At 71.0% G+C, this 19,758-nt stretch carries 23 protein-coding genes and 1 tRNA gene; 14 read left to right on the top strand and 10 right to left on the bottom strand.

The features are described 5' to 3' along the window. The 3 genes from DMH08_RS22675 to DMH08_RS22665 all read right to left on the bottom strand — a co-directional run. The coding region (locus tag DMH08_RS22675; RefSeq protein ID WP_148108600.1) for a DMT family transporter at positions 1 to 879 on the bottom strand (879 nt) is incomplete at its 3' end. A 47-nt stretch (positions 880 to 926) separates the two neighbouring features. Next, positions 927 to 1,763, bottom strand: a complete 837-nt coding sequence (locus DMH08_RS22670; protein ID WP_125617545.1) for a helix-turn-helix transcriptional regulator — start codon at positions 1,761 to 1,763, stop codon at positions 927 to 929. A gap of 61 nt (positions 1,764 to 1,824) precedes the next feature. Further along, on the bottom strand, positions 1,825 to 2,058 hold the full coding sequence (locus DMH08_RS22665; RefSeq protein WP_026404684.1) for a hypothetical protein: 234 nt from the start codon (positions 2,056 to 2,058) through the stop codon (positions 1,825 to 1,827). Positions 2,059 to 2,872: 814 nt separating this feature from the next. On the opposite strand from DMH08_RS22665, the gene DMH08_RS22660 reads away from it, so the two are divergent. Then, the gene (locus DMH08_RS22660; protein ID WP_026404683.1) at positions 2,873 to 3,457 is read left to right on the top strand and encodes a short chain dehydrogenase; all 585 of its coding nucleotides are present in this window, start codon (positions 2,873 to 2,875) and stop codon (positions 3,455 to 3,457) included. Further along, positions 3,454 to 4,041 (top strand): TetR/AcrR family transcriptional regulator, encoded by a 588-nt coding sequence (locus DMH08_RS22655; protein WP_125617543.1) that lies wholly within the window; start codon positions 3,454 to 3,456, stop codon positions 4,039 to 4,041. The genes DMH08_RS22660 and DMH08_RS22655 overlap by 4 nt, the downstream gene beginning before the upstream one ends. Positions 4,042 to 4,068: 27 nt before the next feature. Here the strand turns inward: DMH08_RS22655 and DMH08_RS22650 are convergent, their stop codons facing one another. Further along, positions 4,069 to 4,788: a bleomycin resistance protein gene (locus DMH08_RS22650; protein WP_125617541.1), complete on the bottom strand. Its 720-nt coding sequence runs from the start codon at positions 4,786 to 4,788 to the stop codon at positions 4,069 to 4,071. Between the two features lie 92 nt (positions 4,789 to 4,880). Between DMH08_RS22650 and DMH08_RS22645 the strand changes: the two genes are divergently transcribed. Together DMH08_RS22645 and DMH08_RS22640 are read left to right on the top strand one after the other, a co-directional pair. Continuing rightward, a complete protein-coding gene (locus DMH08_RS22645) occupies positions 4,881 to 5,243 on the top strand; it encodes a hypothetical protein (RefSeq protein ID WP_125617539.1) in 363 nt (120 codons plus the stop codon). After that, positions 5,236 to 5,457: a hypothetical protein gene (locus DMH08_RS22640; RefSeq protein WP_125617533.1), complete on the top strand. Its 222-nt coding sequence runs from the start codon at positions 5,236 to 5,238 to the stop codon at positions 5,455 to 5,457. The genes DMH08_RS22645 and DMH08_RS22640 overlap by 8 nt, the downstream gene beginning before the upstream one ends. Positions 5,458 to 5,733: 276 nt before the next feature. Here the strand turns inward: DMH08_RS22640 and DMH08_RS22635 are convergent, their stop codons facing one another. The 4 genes from DMH08_RS22635 to DMH08_RS22620 form a co-directional block, all read right to left on the bottom strand. After that, complete coding sequence (locus DMH08_RS22635; RefSeq protein ID WP_026404678.1) at positions 5,734 to 6,396, bottom strand: potassium channel family protein; 663 nt, start codon at positions 6,394 to 6,396, stop codon at positions 5,734 to 5,736. Between the two features lie 163 nt (positions 6,397 to 6,559). After that, positions 6,560 to 7,912: a TrkH family potassium uptake protein gene (locus DMH08_RS22630; protein WP_051301265.1), complete on the bottom strand. Its 1,353-nt coding sequence runs from the start codon at positions 7,910 to 7,912 to the stop codon at positions 6,560 to 6,562. 809 nt (positions 7,913 to 8,721) lie between these two features. Continuing rightward, positions 8,722 to 9,354 carry a 2'-5' RNA ligase family protein gene (locus DMH08_RS22625; RefSeq protein ID WP_125617531.1) on the bottom strand — a complete coding sequence of 211 codons (633 nt, stop codon included), beginning with the start codon at positions 9,352 to 9,354 and terminating at the stop codon, positions 8,722 to 8,724. Then, positions 9,351 to 10,667, bottom strand: coding sequence for a hypothetical protein (locus DMH08_RS22620; protein ID WP_125617529.1), 1,317 nt, complete (start codon positions 10,665 to 10,667; stop codon positions 9,351 to 9,353). The genes DMH08_RS22625 and DMH08_RS22620 overlap by 4 nt, the downstream gene beginning before the upstream one ends. Before the next feature lie 466 nt (positions 10,668 to 11,133). Between DMH08_RS22620 and DMH08_RS22615 the strand changes: the two genes are divergently transcribed. The 10 genes from DMH08_RS22615 to DMH08_RS22570 all read left to right on the top strand — a co-directional run bounded on the left by DMH08_RS22615 (position 11,134) and on the right by DMH08_RS22570 (position 18,277). Beyond that, positions 11,134 to 11,508, top strand: coding sequence for a hypothetical protein (locus DMH08_RS22615; protein WP_125617527.1), 375 nt, complete (start codon positions 11,134 to 11,136; stop codon positions 11,506 to 11,508). Continuing rightward, complete coding sequence (locus tag DMH08_RS22610) at positions 11,508 to 11,717, top strand: hypothetical protein (RefSeq protein ID WP_125617525.1); 210 nt, start codon at positions 11,508 to 11,510, stop codon at positions 11,715 to 11,717. Before DMH08_RS22615 ends, DMH08_RS22610 begins: the two co-directional genes overlap by 1 nt. A 117-nt stretch (positions 11,718 to 11,834) precedes the next feature. Then, positions 11,835 to 12,569, top strand: a complete 735-nt coding sequence (locus DMH08_RS22605) for a GntR family transcriptional regulator (RefSeq protein WP_125617523.1) — start codon at positions 11,835 to 11,837, stop codon at positions 12,567 to 12,569. A 134-nt stretch (positions 12,570 to 12,703) separates the two neighbouring features. Beyond that, positions 12,704 to 13,138, top strand: coding sequence for a plasmid replication, integration and excision activator (locus DMH08_RS22600; protein ID WP_125617521.1), 435 nt, complete (start codon positions 12,704 to 12,706; stop codon positions 13,136 to 13,138). Then, positions 13,138 to 13,413: a hypothetical protein gene (locus DMH08_RS22595; protein WP_125617519.1), complete on the top strand. Its 276-nt coding sequence runs from the start codon at positions 13,138 to 13,140 to the stop codon at positions 13,411 to 13,413. The genes DMH08_RS22600 and DMH08_RS22595 overlap by 1 nt, the downstream gene beginning before the upstream one ends. Next, entirely contained in the window at positions 13,410 to 13,682 is a 273-nt protein-coding gene (locus tag DMH08_RS22590; protein ID WP_125617516.1) for a hypothetical protein, read from the top strand. The genes DMH08_RS22595 and DMH08_RS22590 overlap by 4 nt, the downstream gene beginning before the upstream one ends. Before the next feature lie 86 nt (positions 13,683 to 13,768). Then, a complete protein-coding gene (locus DMH08_RS22585; RefSeq protein WP_233617746.1) occupies positions 13,769 to 15,235 on the top strand; it encodes an FtsK/SpoIIIE domain-containing protein in 1,467 nt (488 codons plus the stop codon). Continuing rightward, on the top strand, positions 15,232 to 16,920 hold the full coding sequence (locus DMH08_RS22580) for a replication initiator (RefSeq protein ID WP_325052940.1): 1,689 nt from the start codon (positions 15,232 to 15,234) through the stop codon (positions 16,918 to 16,920). Before DMH08_RS22585 ends, DMH08_RS22580 begins: the two co-directional genes overlap by 4 nt. Positions 16,921 to 16,934: 14 nt before the next feature. Next, positions 16,935 to 17,123, top strand: coding sequence for a helix-turn-helix domain-containing protein (locus DMH08_RS22575; RefSeq protein ID WP_233617745.1), 189 nt, complete (start codon positions 16,935 to 16,937; stop codon positions 17,121 to 17,123). Next, entirely contained in the window at positions 17,123 to 18,277 is a 1,155-nt protein-coding gene (locus DMH08_RS22570; RefSeq protein WP_125617514.1) for a tyrosine-type recombinase/integrase, read from the top strand. Before DMH08_RS22575 ends, DMH08_RS22570 begins: the two co-directional genes overlap by 1 nt. A 63-nt stretch (positions 18,278 to 18,340) precedes the next feature. On the opposite strand, the gene DMH08_RS22565 is transcribed toward DMH08_RS22570, so the two are convergent. Together DMH08_RS22565 and DMH08_RS41820 are read right to left on the bottom strand one after the other, a co-directional pair. After that, a tRNA-Ile gene (locus DMH08_RS22565) sits at positions 18,341 to 18,417 on the bottom strand. A gap of 101 nt (positions 18,418 to 18,518) precedes the next feature. After that, positions 18,519 to 19,718 carry a DUF3566 domain-containing protein gene (locus DMH08_RS41820; protein WP_233617744.1) on the bottom strand — a complete coding sequence of 400 codons (1,200 nt, stop codon included), beginning with the start codon at positions 19,716 to 19,718 and terminating at the stop codon, positions 18,519 to 18,521. Between the last annotated feature and the right edge of the window lie 40 nt (positions 19,719 to 19,758).

The following is a 19,758-nucleotide window of genomic DNA, read 5'->3' as shown; positions in this document are numbered from 1 at the left end:
GTCGTCGCGGGCGTCCGGGGGGTCGGGGTCGCGGCGGGCGGTGGCGAGGACGGAGCCGCCGAGGATGAGCACGAAGGACGCGATGATCGTGGCGGTGAGGGGCTCGTCGAGGAACATGACGCCCGCGACGACCGCGACCGCGGGGTTCACGTACGTGAACACCATCCCGCGGGACGCGCCGACCTCGCGGATCAGTTCGAAGAACACCGTGAACGCGAGGGCGGTGCAGACGAGGCCGAGCGCGACGAGGGCCGCGACGGTCGCGCCGCTCGGCGGCTCCGCGGGCAGCGTGAACGCGGCCGGCCCGGCGTAGACCAGCGCCGCGATGCCGAGGGAGGACGCCGACAGCTGCATGCTCGGGACGTCCTGCAGGCGACGCAGCGCGATCATGGGGGCGATCGAGTAGCCGAGGACGACCAGCATGACCTCGCCGATCGCCCACGCGCTGCCGCCCTCGAGGTGCGGGGCGGCGAGCACGGCGACGCCCGCGAGCCCGACCAGCAGGCCCGCCCACCGGACGGGCCCGAGCCGTTCGGCGTCGCCGGTGCCGCGGGCGAGCACCACCCCGACGATCGGCACCGCGGCGATGAGCAGCCCCGTCATGGAGCTGGTCAGCTGCTGCTCGGCGTCGGAGAGCAGCGCCCACGGCCCGAGGATCTCCAGGGCGGTGAACGCGAGGAGCGGGCGCCAGTGGCGCCGCACCGCGCCGAAGCCGCCCGACCGGAACGCGAGCGGCAGCAGCACGGCCGCGCCCAGCGCCGTCCGCGCGAACACCACGACGGCCACCGACACCTCGTCGACCGCCACTTTGATCAGCAGGTAGGGGATGCCCCACAACACGCACATCAGGGCGAACAGCACCCAACCGCGGCGACTCACCACGACCTCCATGTCCGTCGTGCGCCCGGACGGTTCCGGGCGCGGTCTCAGGATGCGGCGGGGCGCGCGGCGGCGTCTTGAACGCTGTTGCGGTACGCGCCGGGGGTGACCCCGAGGACCCGGCGGAACCAGCGGGTGAGGTGCGCCTGGTCGGCGAAGCCGACGAGCGCCGCGGCATCGGCCGGACGGTGCCCCGCGTCGAGGAGGGCGCGGGCCCGCGACACCCGGTGCTGCGCCAGCCAGGCGTACGGCGGCATGCCCATGACGTCGCGGAACGCGCGGAGCGCCTGGTAGCGCGACAGGCCGAGGTCGGCGGCGACCTCGGCGAGCGGCGGCGGCCGGGTCAGCTCGCCGGCGAGGCGCTCGGCGACGCTCCGCGCGATCCGCGCGGCCCCCGGCCCCGGACGTCCGGCCGCGGGGCCGCCGGTGCGGGGGATCGCGTGCCGCCGGACCAGCGCGGCGAACATCTCCAGCAGCCGGGTCTCGGCCTCCAGCGGGTCGTCGCCGGCGCGCAGGGCGCGGTGGGCGCGCCGCAGCGCGTCCGCCAGCGCCGGGTCGTCGATGATCGGCTCCCGGAAGTGCGGCTCCGCGGCCCCCGGCGCGACCGCCCGCAGCAGCTCGGCGGCCGGGTACAGGGCGAGGTACGCGAAGCCCTCCGGCCGTGCCGGGCCGCCGGTGTGCGCCTCGCCGGGTTCGATCACGACCAGGGTGCCCGCCCCCGAGTAGACGTTCTCGCCGCGGTACCGCATCGTCTCGACGCCGTCGACGGTCACCCCGATGGCGTACTCGTCGTGGACGTGCGGCGCGTAGTGCCGGTGCCCGATGCGGGCGGTCAGCAGGTCGAGCGGGCTGCCCTGCACGCCGTGGACCCGCGTCCAGCTCACCCGGTCGGGCCCGTGCGGCGGGCGGGGGGCGGCTCCGCGCGCGGCGGCCGCCCGCGGCGGGTCAGGCGGAGAAGACGGTGCGGAGCCGCCAGCGGTCCCGGTCACGGCCGAGCTCCGCGACGGCCACCCCGTCGGCGCCGGTGACGCGGACCCGGTAGACCCGGCCGTCGCCGGGCGAGCCGTACGTCTTCAGCACCTCCTGCACCGCATAGCGCGACCCCCGCCATTCGTACGCGGTGAGCCGTCCGGCCGGGTCGTGCTCGGCGCGGACCGGCTCGTTCAGCAACTGCCCCATGGATCCGGGACCCTATCACGCGGTCGAACATATGTTCGCAGGTCAGTGCCGGAATGTCGCGCGCCGCCGCGGGCCGCCCGCGGCCGGGTCGAGCCGTCATCTCTTCCCCCTCGCACCGCTCGCCGGGCCTTCCCTCGGCGGGTCGCTCCCGTGCGCGACCGGTGCTCGCCGGTCTGCGCGCGGGCCCGCCCGGGGCCGCGTGCTCGGTGCACGGGCCGTCCCGCCGATCCGTGCCCCAGCGAACCACCGGTGGTTCGCGCACCGCCCATCATCCACAAACTGTGGATAACTTTCCGAACGGGCCGCCCCCTTCGCGACCAGCGAGTGCGGGCATCTTCTCCACAGGAAATCCCCAGGCTGGGCGCAGTTTCGCACGTCCTCCGACGCTCGGGCGAGTCATCTCCACAGGTATTCAGATGACCGGGTGCCCACATGCATCATCCACAGCCTGTGGATAACTTCTGTGCACACCCTGGGGATCTCCGACCCGCTCGCCGTCCACCATTCTTCCCCAGGTTCGTCCCCAACCCCATGCCCGCCCGTCCACAGCGTGGATAACGCTCTCACCTCGACTGTTGCCGTGTTGTGACGCCTTGTGACCGGCCGGTTGCACAGGCTGTGGACAAACTCGGTCCACAGGCGGGCGAAGTCGGTGGACAACGTCGTCCACCGATAATCCCCAGCTCTGTCCCCAGCCCGCACCCGCCACGCGGGCCGTCGGACGCACTTTCTTCCGACCACCTGCACGGGCTTGACCTAGACAGACAGGTCTGTCTAGATTGCCTCTGCCGGAAACGTGATGCCGAGGAGGGCAATGAAGGTCATCGTCATCGGCGCGACGGGCGTGATCGGCTCGGCCGTCGGAGCCCTGCTCGCGGAGAAGCACGAGGTCGTCCGCGCGTCCCGGCGCGGCCCGGTCGCCGTCGACCTGGACGATCCCGCCACGGTCGACGCGCTGTTCGAGGCCGTCCCGGACGCGGACGCCGTCGTGTGCTGCGCCGCCAGTGCCCCGCTCACGCCGCTCGACGCCGACGCCGACGCGGCGGACGTCGTGCGGGCCAAGCTGCTGGGGCAGGTGCATCTGGCGCGGCGGGCGATCCGGCACCTGCGGGACGGCGGCTCGATCACGCTGACGAGCGGCGCCTTCGACCGCCCCGTTCCCGGTGCGTCGTTCGGCGCGCTGGTCAACGCGGGCCTCGAGGCGTTCGTCCGGACGGCGGCGGCCGAGCTGCCGCGCGGGCTCCGGGTGAACGCCGTCAGCCCCGGGTGGGTCTCCGAGACCCTCGACGCCCTCGGCATGGACGGCGCCGACGGCACCCCGGCGGCGGACGTCGCGCGGGCCTACGCCGAGGCCGTGGACGGGCCGGCGCAGGGCGAGATCCTCCGTCCGCGCCGGTGAAGGGCCGCCCGGCGGCCGCGCGCGAACCCGCCCGGGACCGGATCCTGCGCACCGCCGCCGAGCTGTTCTACGCGCACGGCATCCGGGGGGTCGGCGTCGACCGCGTCATCGCCGAGTCCGGGGTGGCGAAGGCGACGCTCTACGCGCACTTCAGATCCAAGGACGAGCTGGTCCTGGCGTTCCTGCACCAGGCGGACGGCAAGTGGCGCCGCATGCTGCGCGAGGCCGCGGACGCCGCCGGCGACGACCCGCGCGACCGCCTCGTCGGCATGTTCGACGCCGTCGGGGCGGGGGACGGAACGGGCGACGACGGCGGTTTCCGCGGGTGCGTGTTCCTCAACACGGCGAGCGAGTCGGTGCCGGGCGGCGCCGTGCACCGGGCGACGGCCGAGCACAAGCGGGCGGTCCTCGCGTGGGTCCGCGACCTCGCGGACGCGGCCGGCGCGCGCGACCCCGGGGCGCTCGCCCGCGAGCTGACGCTCCTCCTCGACGGGACGATGGCCGCCGCGGCGCTCGAGTCCGTCCGCGACACCGTCCCGGCCGCCCGCCGCGCGGCCCGCGCCATCGTCGACCGGCACTTCTGACCGTCCGTCCGGTGCCGGGGCGGCCGGTCAGGGAGCGGGGAGTTCCGAGGACGCGGCCAGGTCTTCCAGACGGCGCAGTTCGTCGCTCAGGGCGGCGCGTTGCTCGTCGGTGAGCGGCACCGCGCGCGCTTGCGTCAGGACGGTACGGGCGTGTTCTGGGTCGTCGAGGTGGAGGGCCATGTCCGCGCGCATGGTGAGGGCCTTGAGGTGTTGGGGCGGAGTCAAGGTCTCGGTGCCGTTGAGAAGCTTGTCGAGGATCCTGGCCGCTCCCCTGTAGTCCTCCTTGGAGTCACCCAGCAGGACGGCCATGTGCAGGGCCTTCGCGACGGGCTCGGTGGGGATGGGGGCGTGTTCGAGATCGTCCGAGATCTGCTGGCCGATGCGGAGCTGCACGCCGTCGGGGTCGGTGAGCAGGAACTGCCGCATGCCGTACGTCATGTCCTTGAGGACGCCCATACGGGGCAGGCCGCGCGTCGGGATCCGTCCCAGAGCCTCCTTTAGGCCGCTGCGGAAGGACTCGTAGAGGGCGTCCACGTCGTCGGTGACGATGTAGCACATGTGCATGGACGCGGCGGGGTCGTGCTTCTTCCAGCCGTAGAACTGGAGCTCGACCTCACCGTGGCGTACGGAGAGGTAAGGGTTGGGACGGGTCTGCCAGGACGTCTGCTCGAATCCCAGCGCCTTGTAGAAGTCCCAGGTGTCGCCGATCGATCGGCACGGAAAGATCGGGATCGTCTTCTGGCCCATGGCGGCGAGCGTAGGCCGACGGCGCACCGGTGGTCAAGTTTGAATAGCTAAATCGGTCGACCGCCGGCCACCCGTCCGGACAGACTCGGGCGATGAGCACGTTGACGCTGTGGCGGCCGGTCGGCCCGGCCGAGCTGGACCTGCTGCGCGCCGCCGACTGGCGCGCGTGGCCGCCGCGGCTGCCCGAGCAGCCGATCTTCTACCCCGTCCTCACCGAGGAGTACGCGATCAAGATCGCGCGGGACTGGAACGTCCCGGCGCACGGCTCGGGGTTCGTGACGCGGTTCGAGGTGGACGCCGCGTTCGCCGCGCGCTACCCCGTCCGGCAGGCGGGCGGGCGGACGATCCTGGAGCTGTGGGTGCCCGCGGAGGAGCTCGACGAGTTCAACGCGCACATCGTGGGCCCGATCGAGGTCGTGCACGAGTTCCGCGCGGACGGGTCCGGCGGTGCGTGAGCGGGTCCAGGCGGCCGAACGGGTCCTGGACGGCCTGGCGGAGGCCACGCCGCGCGCCTGGCACCGGCTGGAGGTCGCGCTGCGGTCGTGGTGGTCGCACGGGCACCCCGGGCTGGACGGCCCGGGACCGCTCGGCGCGCTCGTCGCGGCGGCGCCGATCCTCGGGGACGACCGCGTCCGGACCGTCCGCTGCTACCTCGGACTCAACGGATGAACGCGAATGTCCACAGGTTGTGGATAACGCTCGTCCCCAGGGGTGGACAACCGGTGACGCAGCGTCGCCCCCGGATCTCCACAGGGCCCTCCTGCTGGGGAAACGCTTGTTCTGGCTGGTCGATGGACTGCACACACCCGCCGTCCACAATCTGTGGATAACTTGCTCCACACCCCTGGGGACGGCGCCGCGGCGGCGTCATCCCCAGGTAATCCCCAAGGATCGCGGTTATCCCCAGCCCCCGCCACCGTCCACACCGGACGGACGAACGGGACGTCAGACGCGCTCGGCGAAGCTCTCGACCTTCGCGATCGGGCCCGCCACCAGGATCACGTCGCTGTACTGCAGGACCGTGTCGGCCGTCGCGTACGTGAACTGCTCGCCCGGCGACTTCACGCACACCACCGTGACGCCGTGCCGGGACCGCAGCCGCGTCTCGCCCAGCGGCACGCCCTCGATGTCCTGCGGCGGGTGCGTCTTCACGAGCGCGAAGTCCTCGTCGACCTCGACGTAGTCGAGCATCCGGCCGCTGACGAGGTGCGCGACGCGCTCGCCCATGTCGTGCTCGGGCAGCACGATGTGGTGGGCGCCGATCCGCTCCAGGATGCGCTTGTGCTGGTGCGTGACGGCCTTGGCCCAGATGTTGTCCACACCCAGCTCCACCAGGTGCGACGTCGTCAGGATGCTGGCCTCGAGGTCGCCGCCGATCGCGACGACGCCCCGGTAGAACTCGCCGACGCCGAGCTCGCGGAGGGCGTCGATGTCGGTGGAGTCGGCGGCGGCGATGTGCGTCAGCCGTCCCGACAGCGCCTGGACGACCTTGGGCCGGTGATCGATCGCGAGCACCTCGGTGCCGCGCTCGGCCAGTTCGAGCGAGAGCGCGGTGCCGAAGCGGCCGAGGCCGATCACCACGACGGGATCTCTTCTGCTGTCAGCCAACGGTGGGTCGCTCCTCCGGTAGTTCGCGGTGCCGGACGCGCGGATGCCGGAACCGCTCCGGCACGTGAAGCTACCGGCACGGCACCGGTGCCGGCACCACCGCCCGGCGGGCGCGGGACCGCGCACGCGGGCCGCAGGCGCCCGTACGCGGCCGGGACGCGGCTCAGCCGACGATGGGCCGCTCCTCCGGGAGTTCGTACCGCCTCGTGCGCTTGCGAAGCGCGAGCGCCGTCGCCAAGGTCAGCGGGCCGATGCGCCCGACGAACATCAGCACGACCAGCATCACCTCGCCCGACAGCGGCAGATCCCCCGTGATCCCCGTGGAGAGCCCCACCGTCGCGGTCGCCGACACCACCTCGAACAGCACCCGGTCGAGGGTGTGGCCCGTCAGCGCCATCAGGACGATCGTCGCGACCGTCACGAGCCCGGCGCTCAGCATGACGATCGCCATCGCCTGCCGCGGCGTCCCCGCCGGCAGCCGCCGCGGGCCCACGTTGACGTGCGCGTCCCCGCGCATCTCCGCCCACAGGACGAACGCCAGCAGCCCGAACGTCGTCACCTTGATCCCGCCCGCGGTGCCCGCGCTGCCGCCGCCGATGAACATCAGGACGTCCGTCACCAGCCAGCTCTCCGGCCGCAGCGCCGACGTGTCCACGCTGTTGAACCCGCCGCTGCGGGGCATCACCGACAGCACGACGCCCGCCAGCCACCGCGTCGGGCGCGGCCGCGTGCCCAGCGTCTCGACGTTGTTCCACTCCAGCGCCGTGAGGACGAGCGCGCCGGCGACGAACAGGACCGTCGTCGTCCCGACGGTGACGCGCGTCAGGATCGACCACGTGCGGGGGCGCCGCCACCGGCGCGCCAGCTCGAACACCACCGGGAAGCCGAGCCCGCCGACCACGACGGCCGCGCAGATCGGCAGGCACATCCACGGGTCGCCGACGAACCGCGTGAGGCTGTCCGGCCACAGCGCCAGCCCCGCGTTGTTGAACGCCGACACCGCATGCCACGCACCGAAGTAGACGGCGCGGAACCAGGGCTCGTCGTACTTCTGCGCGAGGCGGACCGCCAGCACGGCCGCGACCACCGCCTCGCACGTCAGGCTGAACAGCACGACGTTGCGCACGACGCGGCGTACGTCCGTCATCTGGAGCGTCTTCGTCTCGGCCTGGGCCGCCATGCGCGCGCGCAGCCCCACCCGTCCGGACAGCAGGATCCCGAACAACGTCGCCACCGTCATCAAGCCGAGGCCGCCGACCTGCATGCACCCCATGATCACCAGCTCGCCGAACAGCGACCAGTGCGTCCCCGGGTCCTGGGTGACCAGCCCGGTGAGGCACACCGCGGACGTCGCGGTGAACAGCGCGTCCACCGGGTCGGCGGACGGCTCGCCGGCGGTGGCGTACGGCAGCGACAGCAGGCCCGTCCCGATCAGGACGGTGATCCCGAACCCGGTGACGACGACCTGTGCCGGATGCTGGAACCGCTCCAGCAGGGCGGCGCCGCGGGGCTTCAACCGTCCGCCCCCGCCGAACCCGCACCGGACCGCCGCCGGGCGCGAACCACGCGATCAGCGCAGCAAACCACAGAACGCACGCGCCGACCGTACCGGCATTCCGTCCGTGCCCGGTTCGGTTCCGCCCCGGACGTCCCGCCCGTCCGGCTCAAAGGACGACCTGCAGGCTCACAACGGCCGCCCCCCGGTCCGGAAACGCGAAACCCCCCACCGATCCCGGTGGGGGGTTTTCGTGCTGGTGGGCCTAGGTGGACTTGAACCACCGGCCTCATCCTTATCAGTTCGTTCCGGGACAAGGTCATGACCGCGCTGGACTGCGCTAAACATCGGCTGAGCGCCCGCGGCATCCGGTGGCGTCCGCTCCTGTTGCCGTCACGGCTGCCGTCACTGCCGTCAGGACCGGACACGCACGCAGTCTTCCGCAACCACGGTCCGAAGTGCTCATTCGCGCGAACGGTCTCAACCAGGCAAGGGCGTCGTCGCGCGAATGAGTGCTTCGGCGCGCGGGGGTCCATGGGGGTCGCGAGACCCCCTGGTAAGCGCACGCTCGATCCCGTGCACGCCTGGACCGTCAGCCGGACGACGACGGTTCAGCGCTGCGGCCGTCGCCGAGTCGAGTAAATCGGGGTCGGCGCCTCCGCTATCGCGGCCCGGCGGTCCGCCGCCCGGGGACCGGCGCCCACGCCGCATGCCCCGGGCGGCGTAGCCGCCGGGCCGTGCGGCGGCGCGAAGCGGCGCCGCCTTGATCCCAAACAGCTGAATTCGGCAAAGGTCTCGCCCCGGTGCTCGCGCCCGTCGGCTGGGTGCCGTTACGGGCGGCCGCGTAGGTGGGCGCGTCCGACAGGGTGCCAGTCCCAGAGGCGTTCAGGGCCGCGTTGCACGACCAGGCTTACGGCGTCAATCGTGGTTTTGCGAGCGGGCAGCTCCGGCCCCAACGCATCTATGAGCGGTGCGGCCGGTTGTTCGGTCTCGCTATAGGCGATCGTCATGTGCGGGGTCCACTTGGTCGGGCCTTCGGTGTGGCCTTCGCGTCCGGTCACTTTGAGCGTGGCCGCTTCGATGGCCTCACGGACCGGGAGCAGTCGGCCTGCGGGACCGACGACAACGGCGATGGCCTCGGGGTGGTAGAAGACGCGGCCGAGTGTCACGGTAAGCGGAGGGACTTCGGCGAGCAGATCCACTGCGGCCGTCAGCATCGCCTGTTGCTGGGCCTCGGTGATCTCGTCGGTGGGGCCGGCTACGAGGGTGGTGATGTGCAGCCACTTGGCGGGGGTGAAGTGCAAGCCGGGGAAGGCGGCAAGCCGTTCTTGCGCGGCCTGAGCGAGGTCGCGAATCTCTGGCCGGTCGCCGACGAGGATGTGCCAGTAGACCGTGCCCTGGCCTGGGCCGGGTTCATCGCGGTTCTGCCAGCGGTCGGTCATCTGCGCGGGCAGAGGACTCATGAACCCTCCATGTCGGGGTCGTCGGTCAGAGCTGCGGCGTTGAAGTCGCGAATCTGCTCTCGGAGTTGGTTCGCGAGCGGGCTGCCCTGGAGCCGAGGACTCCTGAGACGCCGGTCAAGGTCTACTAGGTAGCGCGTGACGGTCGTGAGCCGCATTCCCCGGTCAAGGGTCATCACCTCCGCCAACTGCTCGGCGGTGCCTTCGAGGTCGCCCTTCAGCAGGTGCGCGACTCCGGCACCGACGCGGATCTGAGCCCAGACGGCCGGGGCGACGGGGGTCCCTTCGGCCCATGCGTTGTCCGCCATCTCGGTGGCCCGGAGTGCGCTGTCGGGGTCGCCGGTCCGTGTGGCGACCGATTGCGCGAAGACGGCTTGGCGTGCGACGGGGAAGGACCAGACGGAGAGATCGGGAACGCTGCTGTCGGTCGCCTCTGCGGACTGCTCGGCGCGGGTCACGGCCTCGCGCGCTCTGATCTTGTCTCCGAGGAGGGCGGCGGCGTTCGCTTCATACCAGGCGAGTTGCGTCTTCATCGGGGTGCGCGGACTGGCCTCGAACCCCTGCCGGGCGAGGTCGGCCGCTTCGATGAATCGGTTCTGCCAGCGGGCCGTCTTGGCCTGGGCGTACCAGGCGTGCGCCTCGTCGGTTCCGGCCTCTCGGGCGAGTATGAGCGCTGCGGCGGCGTACTGGTCGGCGGCGTCGTCATGGTTGATGTCGCCGAAGATCACGGCTGCGTGTGCGAGTAGTTCGCCGTCGATCCGCAAGAGTTCACGGACGTGCCGGGGCCGGTGCTGGCCTCCTTCCAAGAGGCGCTGAGTACGCCGGTGAAGCTTGAGCACCTCGGCAAGGAGACTTTTCGCGGGAACCTGGGTGTGAGACGCCGCCAGCGATGAAGTCGATCGGGCGAGCTGCGCGATCGCCTCGTCGGTGGTGTCGCTCGCTGTGACCCACTGCGTGAGTCGGGAGATGTCGGCAGCGTTGGCCAGCTCTTCGCCGTCGTGGGGGCCGGCGCCTGCGTCCGTGGGAGCTGACGCGGGCCGCGGGCACGATCGGCTGCGCGCCTTCTGCTTCGCGGGCGGGATGAACCCGAGTTGCTCGGCCGTCCGGCCGGTGAGTTCCTGGAGGGCCTTGCGGTAGGGCGGGTGCGGCCAGCGCACCTCGCCGCGCTCCCAGCGCCGTAGCCGTTCCTCGTCGCATAGCAGACCGTGTTCAAGAGCCGTGGGCGTGCGGTTGAGCGCCTCGGTCATCTCCGCGCGGGTGGGGTAGTTCGCCTCGCGCCACGCGGTGAGCTGCGTGTTAGGAGTCGCGTCGGGCATCCGGCCTGCCTCGAAAGGGGCGAGAAAGGGGGGCGGAAAGGGGACTGGTTGGCGGTGCTGACGGAACGTGCTGGCTGGTTGTCTGCCTGGAAGCAACACCGTACGTCATCCGATCACAGTCGATCATGTGGCTTTCAGGAGGCACGCCTGGTGACCGCTCCGCCTGGAGAGAACGGACCGATCCACGAACCCCCATGCGTCTCGTGCGGGGGCAAAGGGTGGAAGTGGGTTTCTCCTCGTACCGCTGTGCTGATGAGGCATGGCGGCGGCCCGGGACTGGGGCCGGAGCGTCGCCGGAAGCCCTGTTCCGCGTGTGGCGGATCTCGGCGGGCTGAGGCGGCGTAGAAGCTGCGGCGCCGGTGGCGTGGTGTGGGCGGCCGTTGCGGCCTGGTCCCCCGGTCGAGTCGAGCAGAGGGGGACGGGTGCTCCCCCGCGCCACCGGTTCCGCTTCACAGGTGGAGGGACCATGAGCGAAGCAACGCGCGCCCACTCGGGGGCCGACAGGGAAGGACACTCGGCGGCTCTCGCGCTGGCCAAGGAGGTTCAGGCGCGGGACCTGGAGGTCGTGGCGGTTCGGCCTGGCTCGGTTCGCGTGCGCAACCCGGCCGGGGAACCGGACAAGGACGACCCGCAGGGACAGGCATTCAGTCCCGGCCTGCGGCAAGAGGTCGTGTGCCGTGATCGCGGCGGCGTGCTCTGGTGGTGGTGGGTCTGGTCCGGCCCTACGCGCGACTCGTGCGCCGAGTTGGAACCGCTGTGTCCGGTGGCCGACGTCGCGACGGCTGCTGACCGGCTCGCGCGGGTTCTCGCGGTGCGTGAGGCGCCGAACGCCGGTGTCTGATGGCTACCCGTGTCGAGTGGGCGCCGGACGCGGTCCGGCGGTTGTGCGGCGAACTCGAACGCCAGTTGCCGGGCGTCCTGGCCTGGTACGGCAGGGAAACGGGTTCATGGTGGGCGTTCGTCCCGTTGACGAGCGGGGATCGGCTGGTCGAGGCCGTGTCTCCTCGGGACCTGCGCGAGGCGATCGTTCGAGCGCTGGCGCGGGCCTGATCCCGCGCTGTCCCTCAGCGAAAGTGCTGTTCGGGGCGTTCCGAACGGAGTGACAGGACGGTGGACCTCTGGTTTCCTGAGGTCCTACTCGTGTTGTCGAGATGTTGGCAGGTCCCTATGTCGGATGAGATCGCCTCTTACGCCCCGAAGTATGTCCAGATCATTGAGACGTTGCGTCGTCGGATCGCGGAGGGCGTCTATCCGGTCAACGAGGCGCTGCCTTCGGAACCGAAGCTGATGAAGGAGTTCGGCGCGTCTCGTCCCACGGTGGCGCGGGCGTTGAACGAGATGCAGCTCCTCGGCGAGATCCGGCGCGAGCACGGGCGGGGCTCGTTCGTCCTGCCCCCTTCCTCGGCGGGCGCCGCCGAACGCAGCCGGCCCGGCCTGGCCGTGCTCGATCGGCAGGAGTCCTCAACGTCCATGCGGGTGGTGGAGGTGGGCCGCCAGTCGGCGACCAACCCGGCGGCGGCCCTCCTCGGCCTGGCGGAGGGGGCTGCGGTCCACTTGCGCCGCTACGTCGGCTTTTACGACTCCCTTGCGAGCGAACTCGTATCGCTGTGGGCGCCCATCGACGTCGCGACGGCAGCGGGCTTGGACCGTGAAGGGCTGTTGAGCGTCCCGGTACGGCAGTTGATGGCCGCGGGGCTCAAGGAGCGGCTGACGCGCATTGACGAGCGGCTGAGCGCTCGCCGTCCGACTGCGGACGAGAGCGAGCTACTCGGCCTCGCGCAGGGTGACCCTGTGCTGTCGGTCCTGGGCTCGGTGTCGGACTCGGCGGGGCGCACGGTCCTCGTGGTGGAGGTCGTTCTTCCCGGCACGCTTCACGAGCTGGAAGACAGCTACACCATTTGATGTGACCCAGATCACTCGATAAGGCGACTTTACCCTCCTCCGAAACGGTCGTCGTGACGTATGCTCTGTCTCACGTCAACACGCTAAGGCGAGTTGGCGTCAAGCAGTCAGAGCGGCGTCAGGAGTGATGCAGGATGGCGATTCAGGGCCGAATCCCCGTGAACTTCGGGGACGCGTTCCCGCACGGCGTCTACGCGACCGGACCGGCGGAACCCCTGGAGAACTTCGAGACCAAGCGTCAGGAGAACGACAAGGAGAACGGGCTCCCGGTGTGGGTCGTGGACGTCTACGACGCCGACCCGGCCGGTAACCACAAGGCGTCCGCCATCAAGGTCAAGATCAGCTCGGAGGTCTGCCCCGTCGTCCCGGAACCGGCCTTCGGCCCGTTCCGCCCGGTCGAGTTCGACGGGCTGACCGTGACGCCGTACATCGAGGAACTGGGCCGCAAGCCGAACGGTGACCCCCGGACGCGGATCGCCTACAGCTTCCGGGCGCGCGGTGTGCGGGCTCCCGGCGGTGCGGGCAAGCCCTCGGGCCGTCCGGCCTCCGCGGCCAAGGACGCTGCCTGATGGCGGGCGGGCGCGTATCGGCGCTCTCGCTGCCGGTCGGCTCGTCGGCCTCGACCGAGTTCCGAGCCTTCCGCGCGCGTACGCCCCTGTTCACGGTCTCGGCGGGCCGGGTGCTGGTGACCCTGGCTCTTCCGGAGCGGCTGAGCGCGGGTGACGTGGAGTTCGCGCGGCGGCTGGCCGAGCAGGCGGCGGCCTACGCGACCGAGGTCGAGCGGCTGTACCGCACCGGCCGTCGTCCCTCGGGCCGCTCCTCGGACACGGGGAGGGCGGCGTGAAGGACACCACGGGTTCCCTCGCCATCCGTCTCGGGTCGGGTGCGTTCGTCCACTGCTGCACCTACCCCGACGCCGCGCCGATCCTGACGTTCAGCGCACGCGGCATCTCGTTCTCCCTGACCAACCGGGAACGCGACGACATCGACGTCGGTGACGTCGAGAACGCGCGGCGGCTGCTGGAGGCCGTCACCACGTTCGTGGCCGAGGTCGAACGGCTTCACGCGGCCAACGAGACGGCGGCCGATCCCGCGCGCGACGCGGCGGCCTGATTCAGGCGGGGGCGGCTGGAGCTGCAACCTCCGGCCGCCCCCTCTTCTCTCCCCTCGCACATCCCGGCAAGAAGAGGTGATCCATCATGGCATGGGAGTTCCGCAAGATCCGTCCCGGTGAGAACGTCGCGGTCGAGTCGCAGCGTGACCCGTTCGCGGCGCCGAAGTGGGCGCCTCCGGTGTGGCACATGCCCGAGGGCCTGGTGCTGCTCGTCAACGCCGTCCGCGTCCTCGTCCGCGTCGCGGTCTTCCTGGTCCGCAACATCGTCCCCGTGTCGGCGGCGGCCGGTCTGGGGTGGCTGGCCTACCGGTTCGGGTGGACGGTCCCCGTCCTGGTCGTCGCCCTGGTCCTGGTGCTGCTCGGCACCTGGGCCGCTGCCGATCCGCCCTCGTTCGTCCGGTACGCGGTCCGTCCGGTCCAGGGTCGGTGGCGGCTGGCATGGATTTACCGGCGGCACTGGCAACCCGTCCTGGTCACGGCCGGACTGACCAAGACACACAAGGGCCGCGAGTATCTCCCGTCGATCGTCCGGGTTCGGTGCGGTCCGACGTCGGACCGGGTTCTCGTCCGGATGCTCAAGGGGCAGGCGCCGGACGCCTGGGAACGGGTCGTGCCGAACCTGGCGCACGGGTTCGGCGCCGCCCTCGTCCGGGTTCGGGAGGGGGACCGTCCGGGACGGCTCTGGCTGGAGTTCGTCCGCCGCGATGCCCTCGCGCATCCCCTCCCCGCGCTCCCGATCCCCTCCCGGTCCGCGGTGGACCTGTCCGGCATCATCGTCGGCCGAACCGAGGACGGCTCACCGTGGCGCCTGCGGCTGCTCGGGACGCATGTGCTCATCGCGGGTGCGACGGGGGCCGGCAAGGGGTCGGTCATCTGGTCCACCGTCCGCGCGCTGCTCCCGCTGATGCTCGCGGGCCTGGTGGAGGTGTGGGCCATCGACCCGAAACGGATGGAGCTGAGTTACGGGCGTGCGCTGTTCGAGCGGTTCGGCCGGTACTCCTCCGACCCGCGCGGCGGCATGGTCCGCCTCCTCGAAGACGCGGCCGAGGACATGAACGCGCGCGCCGAACAGTTCGCCGGGGTGACCCGCTCGTTCGTCCCCTCGACGGCGCACCCGTTCCGGGTGGTGATCGTGGATGAGCTGGCGTTCCTGACGGCCTACTGTCCGGAACGGGACCTGCGCAAGCGGGCCGAGTCGGCGCTGGCGGTGCTGACCTCACAGGGCCGGTCGGTCGGGTACTGCGTCATTGGTGCGCAGCAGGACGCGCGCAAAGAGGTCAACAACCTGCGCAACCTGTTCCCCGACCGCATCGCCCTGCGCCTGGACGAAGACGAACAAGTCGACATGGTTCTCGGCGACGGTGCCCGCGACCGTGGCGCCCTGGCAGACCAGATCTCCTCGGTTCCCGAGGTCGGGGCGGGGGTCGGGTTCGTCCGGCTGGAGACCTCCCCTGATCCTGTGCGGGTGCGGGCGGCGTACGTGTCCGATGACGACATCCGCGACATGGTGGCGCTCGCCCTGGCCGACTTGGACGCCGGGGAGGCGGCGTGACTCAACTCCGCCTCGACGGCTCGACTCCCGAACCGGTGGCGGCCCCTGAGGAGACGAGCGCGCTCGCCAAGACACTGCCCCCGCTGGCACGCGGGGTCTTGGAACAGGTCGCCATCGACCACGGCGTCTGCATCCGCCCGGTTCCGATGCGGCGCGTGGACCTGCACACCGGAACCTCCGAGGTGATCAATGTCCCCTGTGGGCACACGCTCGCCTCGGTGTGCCCTCCGTGTGCCGAACGTAAGCGCAAGCTGCGGGCCGTCCAGTGCCGCCAGGGCTGGCACCTGGCCGAGGAACCCGTCATCACCCGTGCCGACCCGGACGACGAGCAGCGCGCCTGGATGGAACTGCGGGCACAGGCACAGGCCGCATACGACCGAGCGGCCCAGGACGGCACCGCACACGGGGAACCGGTCGAGTTCTGGGACGGCGTCCTTCGTGAACTCGATGGCGAGATCGAACGTTCGGGCGTGCGGGGCTCGCTTAAGACCGGCGAACGCAAGGCGCGCCGTATCCGGTCGACGCGGCGGCGGCAGGACGCCCCGGATCTGCCTCGGCGGCCGGTGGACTCCCGCACGGTCGGCAAGGTCTACCGGGGTCGTGGCGGGAAGACGTTCCGGCCGTCGCTGTTCCTGACGCTCACGCTCGACTCCTACGGCCGTGTTCGCTCCGACGGGACGCCCGTTGACCCGGACACCTACGACTACGCGCGGGCCGCTCGGGATGCGTTGCACTTCTCCAAGCTGGTCGATCGGTTCGTGCAGAACCTGCGCCGGTTCGTCGGCCATGACGTGCAGTACTTCGCGACCGTCGAACCTCAACGGCGGCTGGCTCCGCATCTGCACATGGCGATTCGGGGCACGATCTCCCGCGCCGAGCTGCGTCAGGTCGTGGCGGCGACGTATCACCAGGTGTGGTGGCCCTCGACCGACCGCGTCGTCTACTCCGGGGAACGTCTTCCGGTCTGGGACGACGCTGCGGGCGAGGACGGCGGCTACGTCGATCCGGCAACCGGCGAGGTACTCCCGACCTGGGATGACGCACTCGACGCCATCGGCCTGGACGACGACGCCGAACCCCTGCACGTCGTCCGCTTCGGCCGCCAGATCGACGCCCAAGGCGTCATGGCCGACTCCCCGCAATCGCGCAAGCTGATCGGCTACCTGACCAAGTACCTCGTCAAGGGCGTCGCCGAATGCCACACCGCCGAGACCTCCTCGCAGCGTGAGCACGCGGACCGCATGGCCGAAACGCTGCGGTTCGAACCGTGCTCGCCAACGTGCGCGAACTGGCTCCGCTACGGCGTCCAGCCCAAGAGTCCGCGGCCCGGTCTTACTCCCGGTTTCTGCAAGGGCAAGGCGCATCGCCGCGAACACCTCGGCTATGGGGGCCGGCGTGTCCTGGTCTCGCGCAAGTGGTCGGGCAAGACCCTCGCCGACCACAAAGCCGACCGCAAAGCCTGGGCTCTCGCCCGGCTCGCTGAGGCCGGTATCCCGGTCGCCAACCCGGCCGATCCCGATGCGGCCCACGTCTGGGAACGCGCGGGGCCTGGTGACCCCGACGTCCGGCCGATCGAACAACGGCTCCTGCTGCTGATCAACGAGCGGGCCGAACGGCGCCGCCAGCTCGACGCAGCAACTCAGACCCCGACCCCTGAACTTTCGGCAACTCGGCAAGCGGCGTAGCAGGAGGCGGACCCGTGCCCTTGGCAGAAGCGAAGTTGTTGACCGTCCCTGAGGTTATGGCGGCGCTGCGGCTCGGTCGCTGCAAGGTCTATGACCTGATTCGCTCGGGCGAGCTGGAGTCGGTCAAGGTGGGCCGGGCTCGCCGCGTGCCTGCTGACGCCGTCGACGCGTTCATCGACAACTTGAGAGAGGAAGCGGCCTGATGGCTGATAAGAAGCACAAGCGGCGCGCGAACGGTGAGGGGACGATCTACCAGCGCAAAGACGGGCGTTGGGAGGGTGCCGCGTACGTGCTGACCACGGATGGGACGACGAAGCGCGTCAGCAGGTACGGCAAGACGCGTGAAGAGGTGCGGAAGAAGCTCGTCCAGGCGCAGGAGCGTTCGGGGCGGGGCCTCCCGGTCGCTAACAGGCCGTGGAAGGTCGGCGAGTACCTCGACTACTGGCTTGAAGAGGTCGTGCGGCCGTCGAAGCGCTGGAACACCTACAAGAAGTACGAGCAGACGGTGCGGCTCTACCTCAAGCCGGGTCTCGGCAAGCAGTCTCTCGACCGGCTACGCGTGGCGAAGGTCCAGAGCTTCCTGAACCAGCAGATCAAGGACGGCCACTCGCTGGCCAAGGTGCACGTCATGCGCATGACCCTCTGTGCGGCGCTGACACGCGCCATGCGGGAAGAACTGGTCACGGTGAACGTCGCGGGACTGACGACCCTTCCGCCAGCTCCTACGCACAAGGCCAAGCCCTGGACGGCGGACGAAGCTCGGGCGTTCCTCGACGCCGCACGCAACGAACCGCTCTACCCGGCGTTCGTGCTGCTGATGGTCTACGGCCTGCGGCGCGGTGAGGTGCTGGGCCTCGGCTGGGATGACCTCGACATGGACGAGATGGTCATGCGGGTCCGCTGGCAGTTGCAGAGGGAAGACGGCAAGCTCGTCCGGACGCCGGTGAAGACCAATGCCGGGGACCGTGGCCTTCCCATGCTCCCGCTCATCTGGGATGCGTTCGTCGAACTCGCCGATCGGCAGTTGTACGCGAAGCGGCGGGCGGGCGCGGACTGGGAGGAAACCGGCCTCATCTTCACCACGCGCAACGGTCGGCCAATCGAACCGCGCAACCTCTCGCGCGTCTTCGAACGGATCTGCACGAACGCCGGTCTCCGGCGCATCCGGCTTCACGACCTGCGGCACGTGACGGCGACGCTCCTCAAGCGGCTGGGTGTGCCAGCTCGGGACGCTCAAGCGATCCTCGGGCACGCGAAGATCTCCACCACCTTGGAGATCTACACCGACAGCAACATGGACGACCATCGGATCGGGCTCGGCAAGCTGGCCGGTGAACTGTTCCGGCTGGAGAGCTAGGGACGTTGCCGTCACCGTAGCCGTCAAAAGCCCCCACCGGTTACCCGGTGGGGGCTTCTGTGCTGGTGGGCCTAGGTGGACTTGAACCACCGGCCTCATCCTTATCAGGGATGCGCTCTAACCGACTGAGCTATAGGCCCGCACTGCGGCCGTCCTTGGCGGCGCAACGAGAGGTTACCCCATCTGGAGCGGCAACCGGAAATCGATATCGGACGGCCGCGGCGGAGCGGGCGCGCAGGGACTACTCGGCCTCCTTGAGCGTCACCTCGACACCGCCCACGAGATCCGCGGTGAGGTTGTAGATCACGGACCCGACCGTGGACAGGGCCGTGATGAGCAGGACGTTCAGCGCGCCCACCAGCACCGAGTAGCCGAAGACGCGGAAGAACGAGAACCAGCTCGCGGAGTCGACGCCGGTGGAGGAGCCGTCGTCGCCCTCGGTGAGGCTGTTGATCGTGTCGGTGAGCGCGTCGAACACGCCGAGGCCGGACAGGATCACGTACAGCACCACGACCGCGACCAGCAGCACCACGAAGCAGACCAGCGACAGGACGAAGCTGAACTTCATCACCGACCACGGCTCGAGGCGGGCGAGCTGCAGCTGCGCCTTCCGGGCCGGCTTCCCGTCGCCCTTGCCGCCCTTGCCCCCGGCCGGCTTGCCGGACGCGCCGCGCGCGGCCGCCGCGGGGGCCGGGCGGTCGCGCAGGACGGTGCCCGCGAACCCGCCGCCGGCCGCCCCGGCGCCCGCCGCACCGGCACCGGACGGCGGCGGCTGCGAGCCCGCCGGGACGGGCGGGGCCGACGGGGCGGAGGGAGCGCTCGGGGAGGATGCGGGCGGCGGCTGCTCGGTGCGGCCCGCGGAGACGGAGGCAGCGGGCTCGGCGGGCTTGGTCCAGTCGGAGCCGGACGAACCGGAGGTCGAGCCGCTCGACGACGAGCGGGCCGACGAGGCCGACGACGCACCGGTCGAGGACGGGCGGGCGGGCGCACCGGAAGCGGACGACGGGCTCTTCGCCCCGGACGTCCCCTTCGCGTTCGACGCGCCCGGAGCGTCCTTCGCGGAGCCCTTGCCCGCCGCCGTCTTCGAGCCCGACGACGAACCGGACGACCCCGTCGGGGACTTCGACGACTTCGCTCCCGCGGAGTTCGCCGACCCCTTCCCCGCCTTCCCGGGATCGTCGACGACCGTGTCGTCCGCCGCCGCCGAGCCGGCCTTGGAGCCCGAGCCCGAGCCGGAGCCCGAGCCGGAGCCCGACTCGGGCTCGTCGCCGACCTTGGCCAGGTCGGTCCTCGTCTCCTCGGCCGCCCGGCCGGCGTCGGCCTTCGTCTCGTCACGGCCCGGCTTGGCGGAGGCGGCGGCGACCGTCCTGCTGCCGCCGCCGGACTTCCCCGCGCTCCCCTTGCCGGTGCCGCCCTTGTTCTCGCCGGGCTCGGTGCTCACGTGTCGTCCTCCTGGCCTAGCGGCGGGACGAGACCGGCTC

The organism is Actinomadura sp. WAC 06369 (assembly GCF_003947565.1).
In the GTDB taxonomy this organism is placed as follows: domain Bacteria; phylum Actinomycetota; class Actinomycetes; order Streptosporangiales; family Streptosporangiaceae; genus Spirillospora; species Spirillospora rifamycini.
Note: the sequence above shows the minus strand (reverse complement) of the source record. Positions and strands in the feature narration are given on the sequence as shown.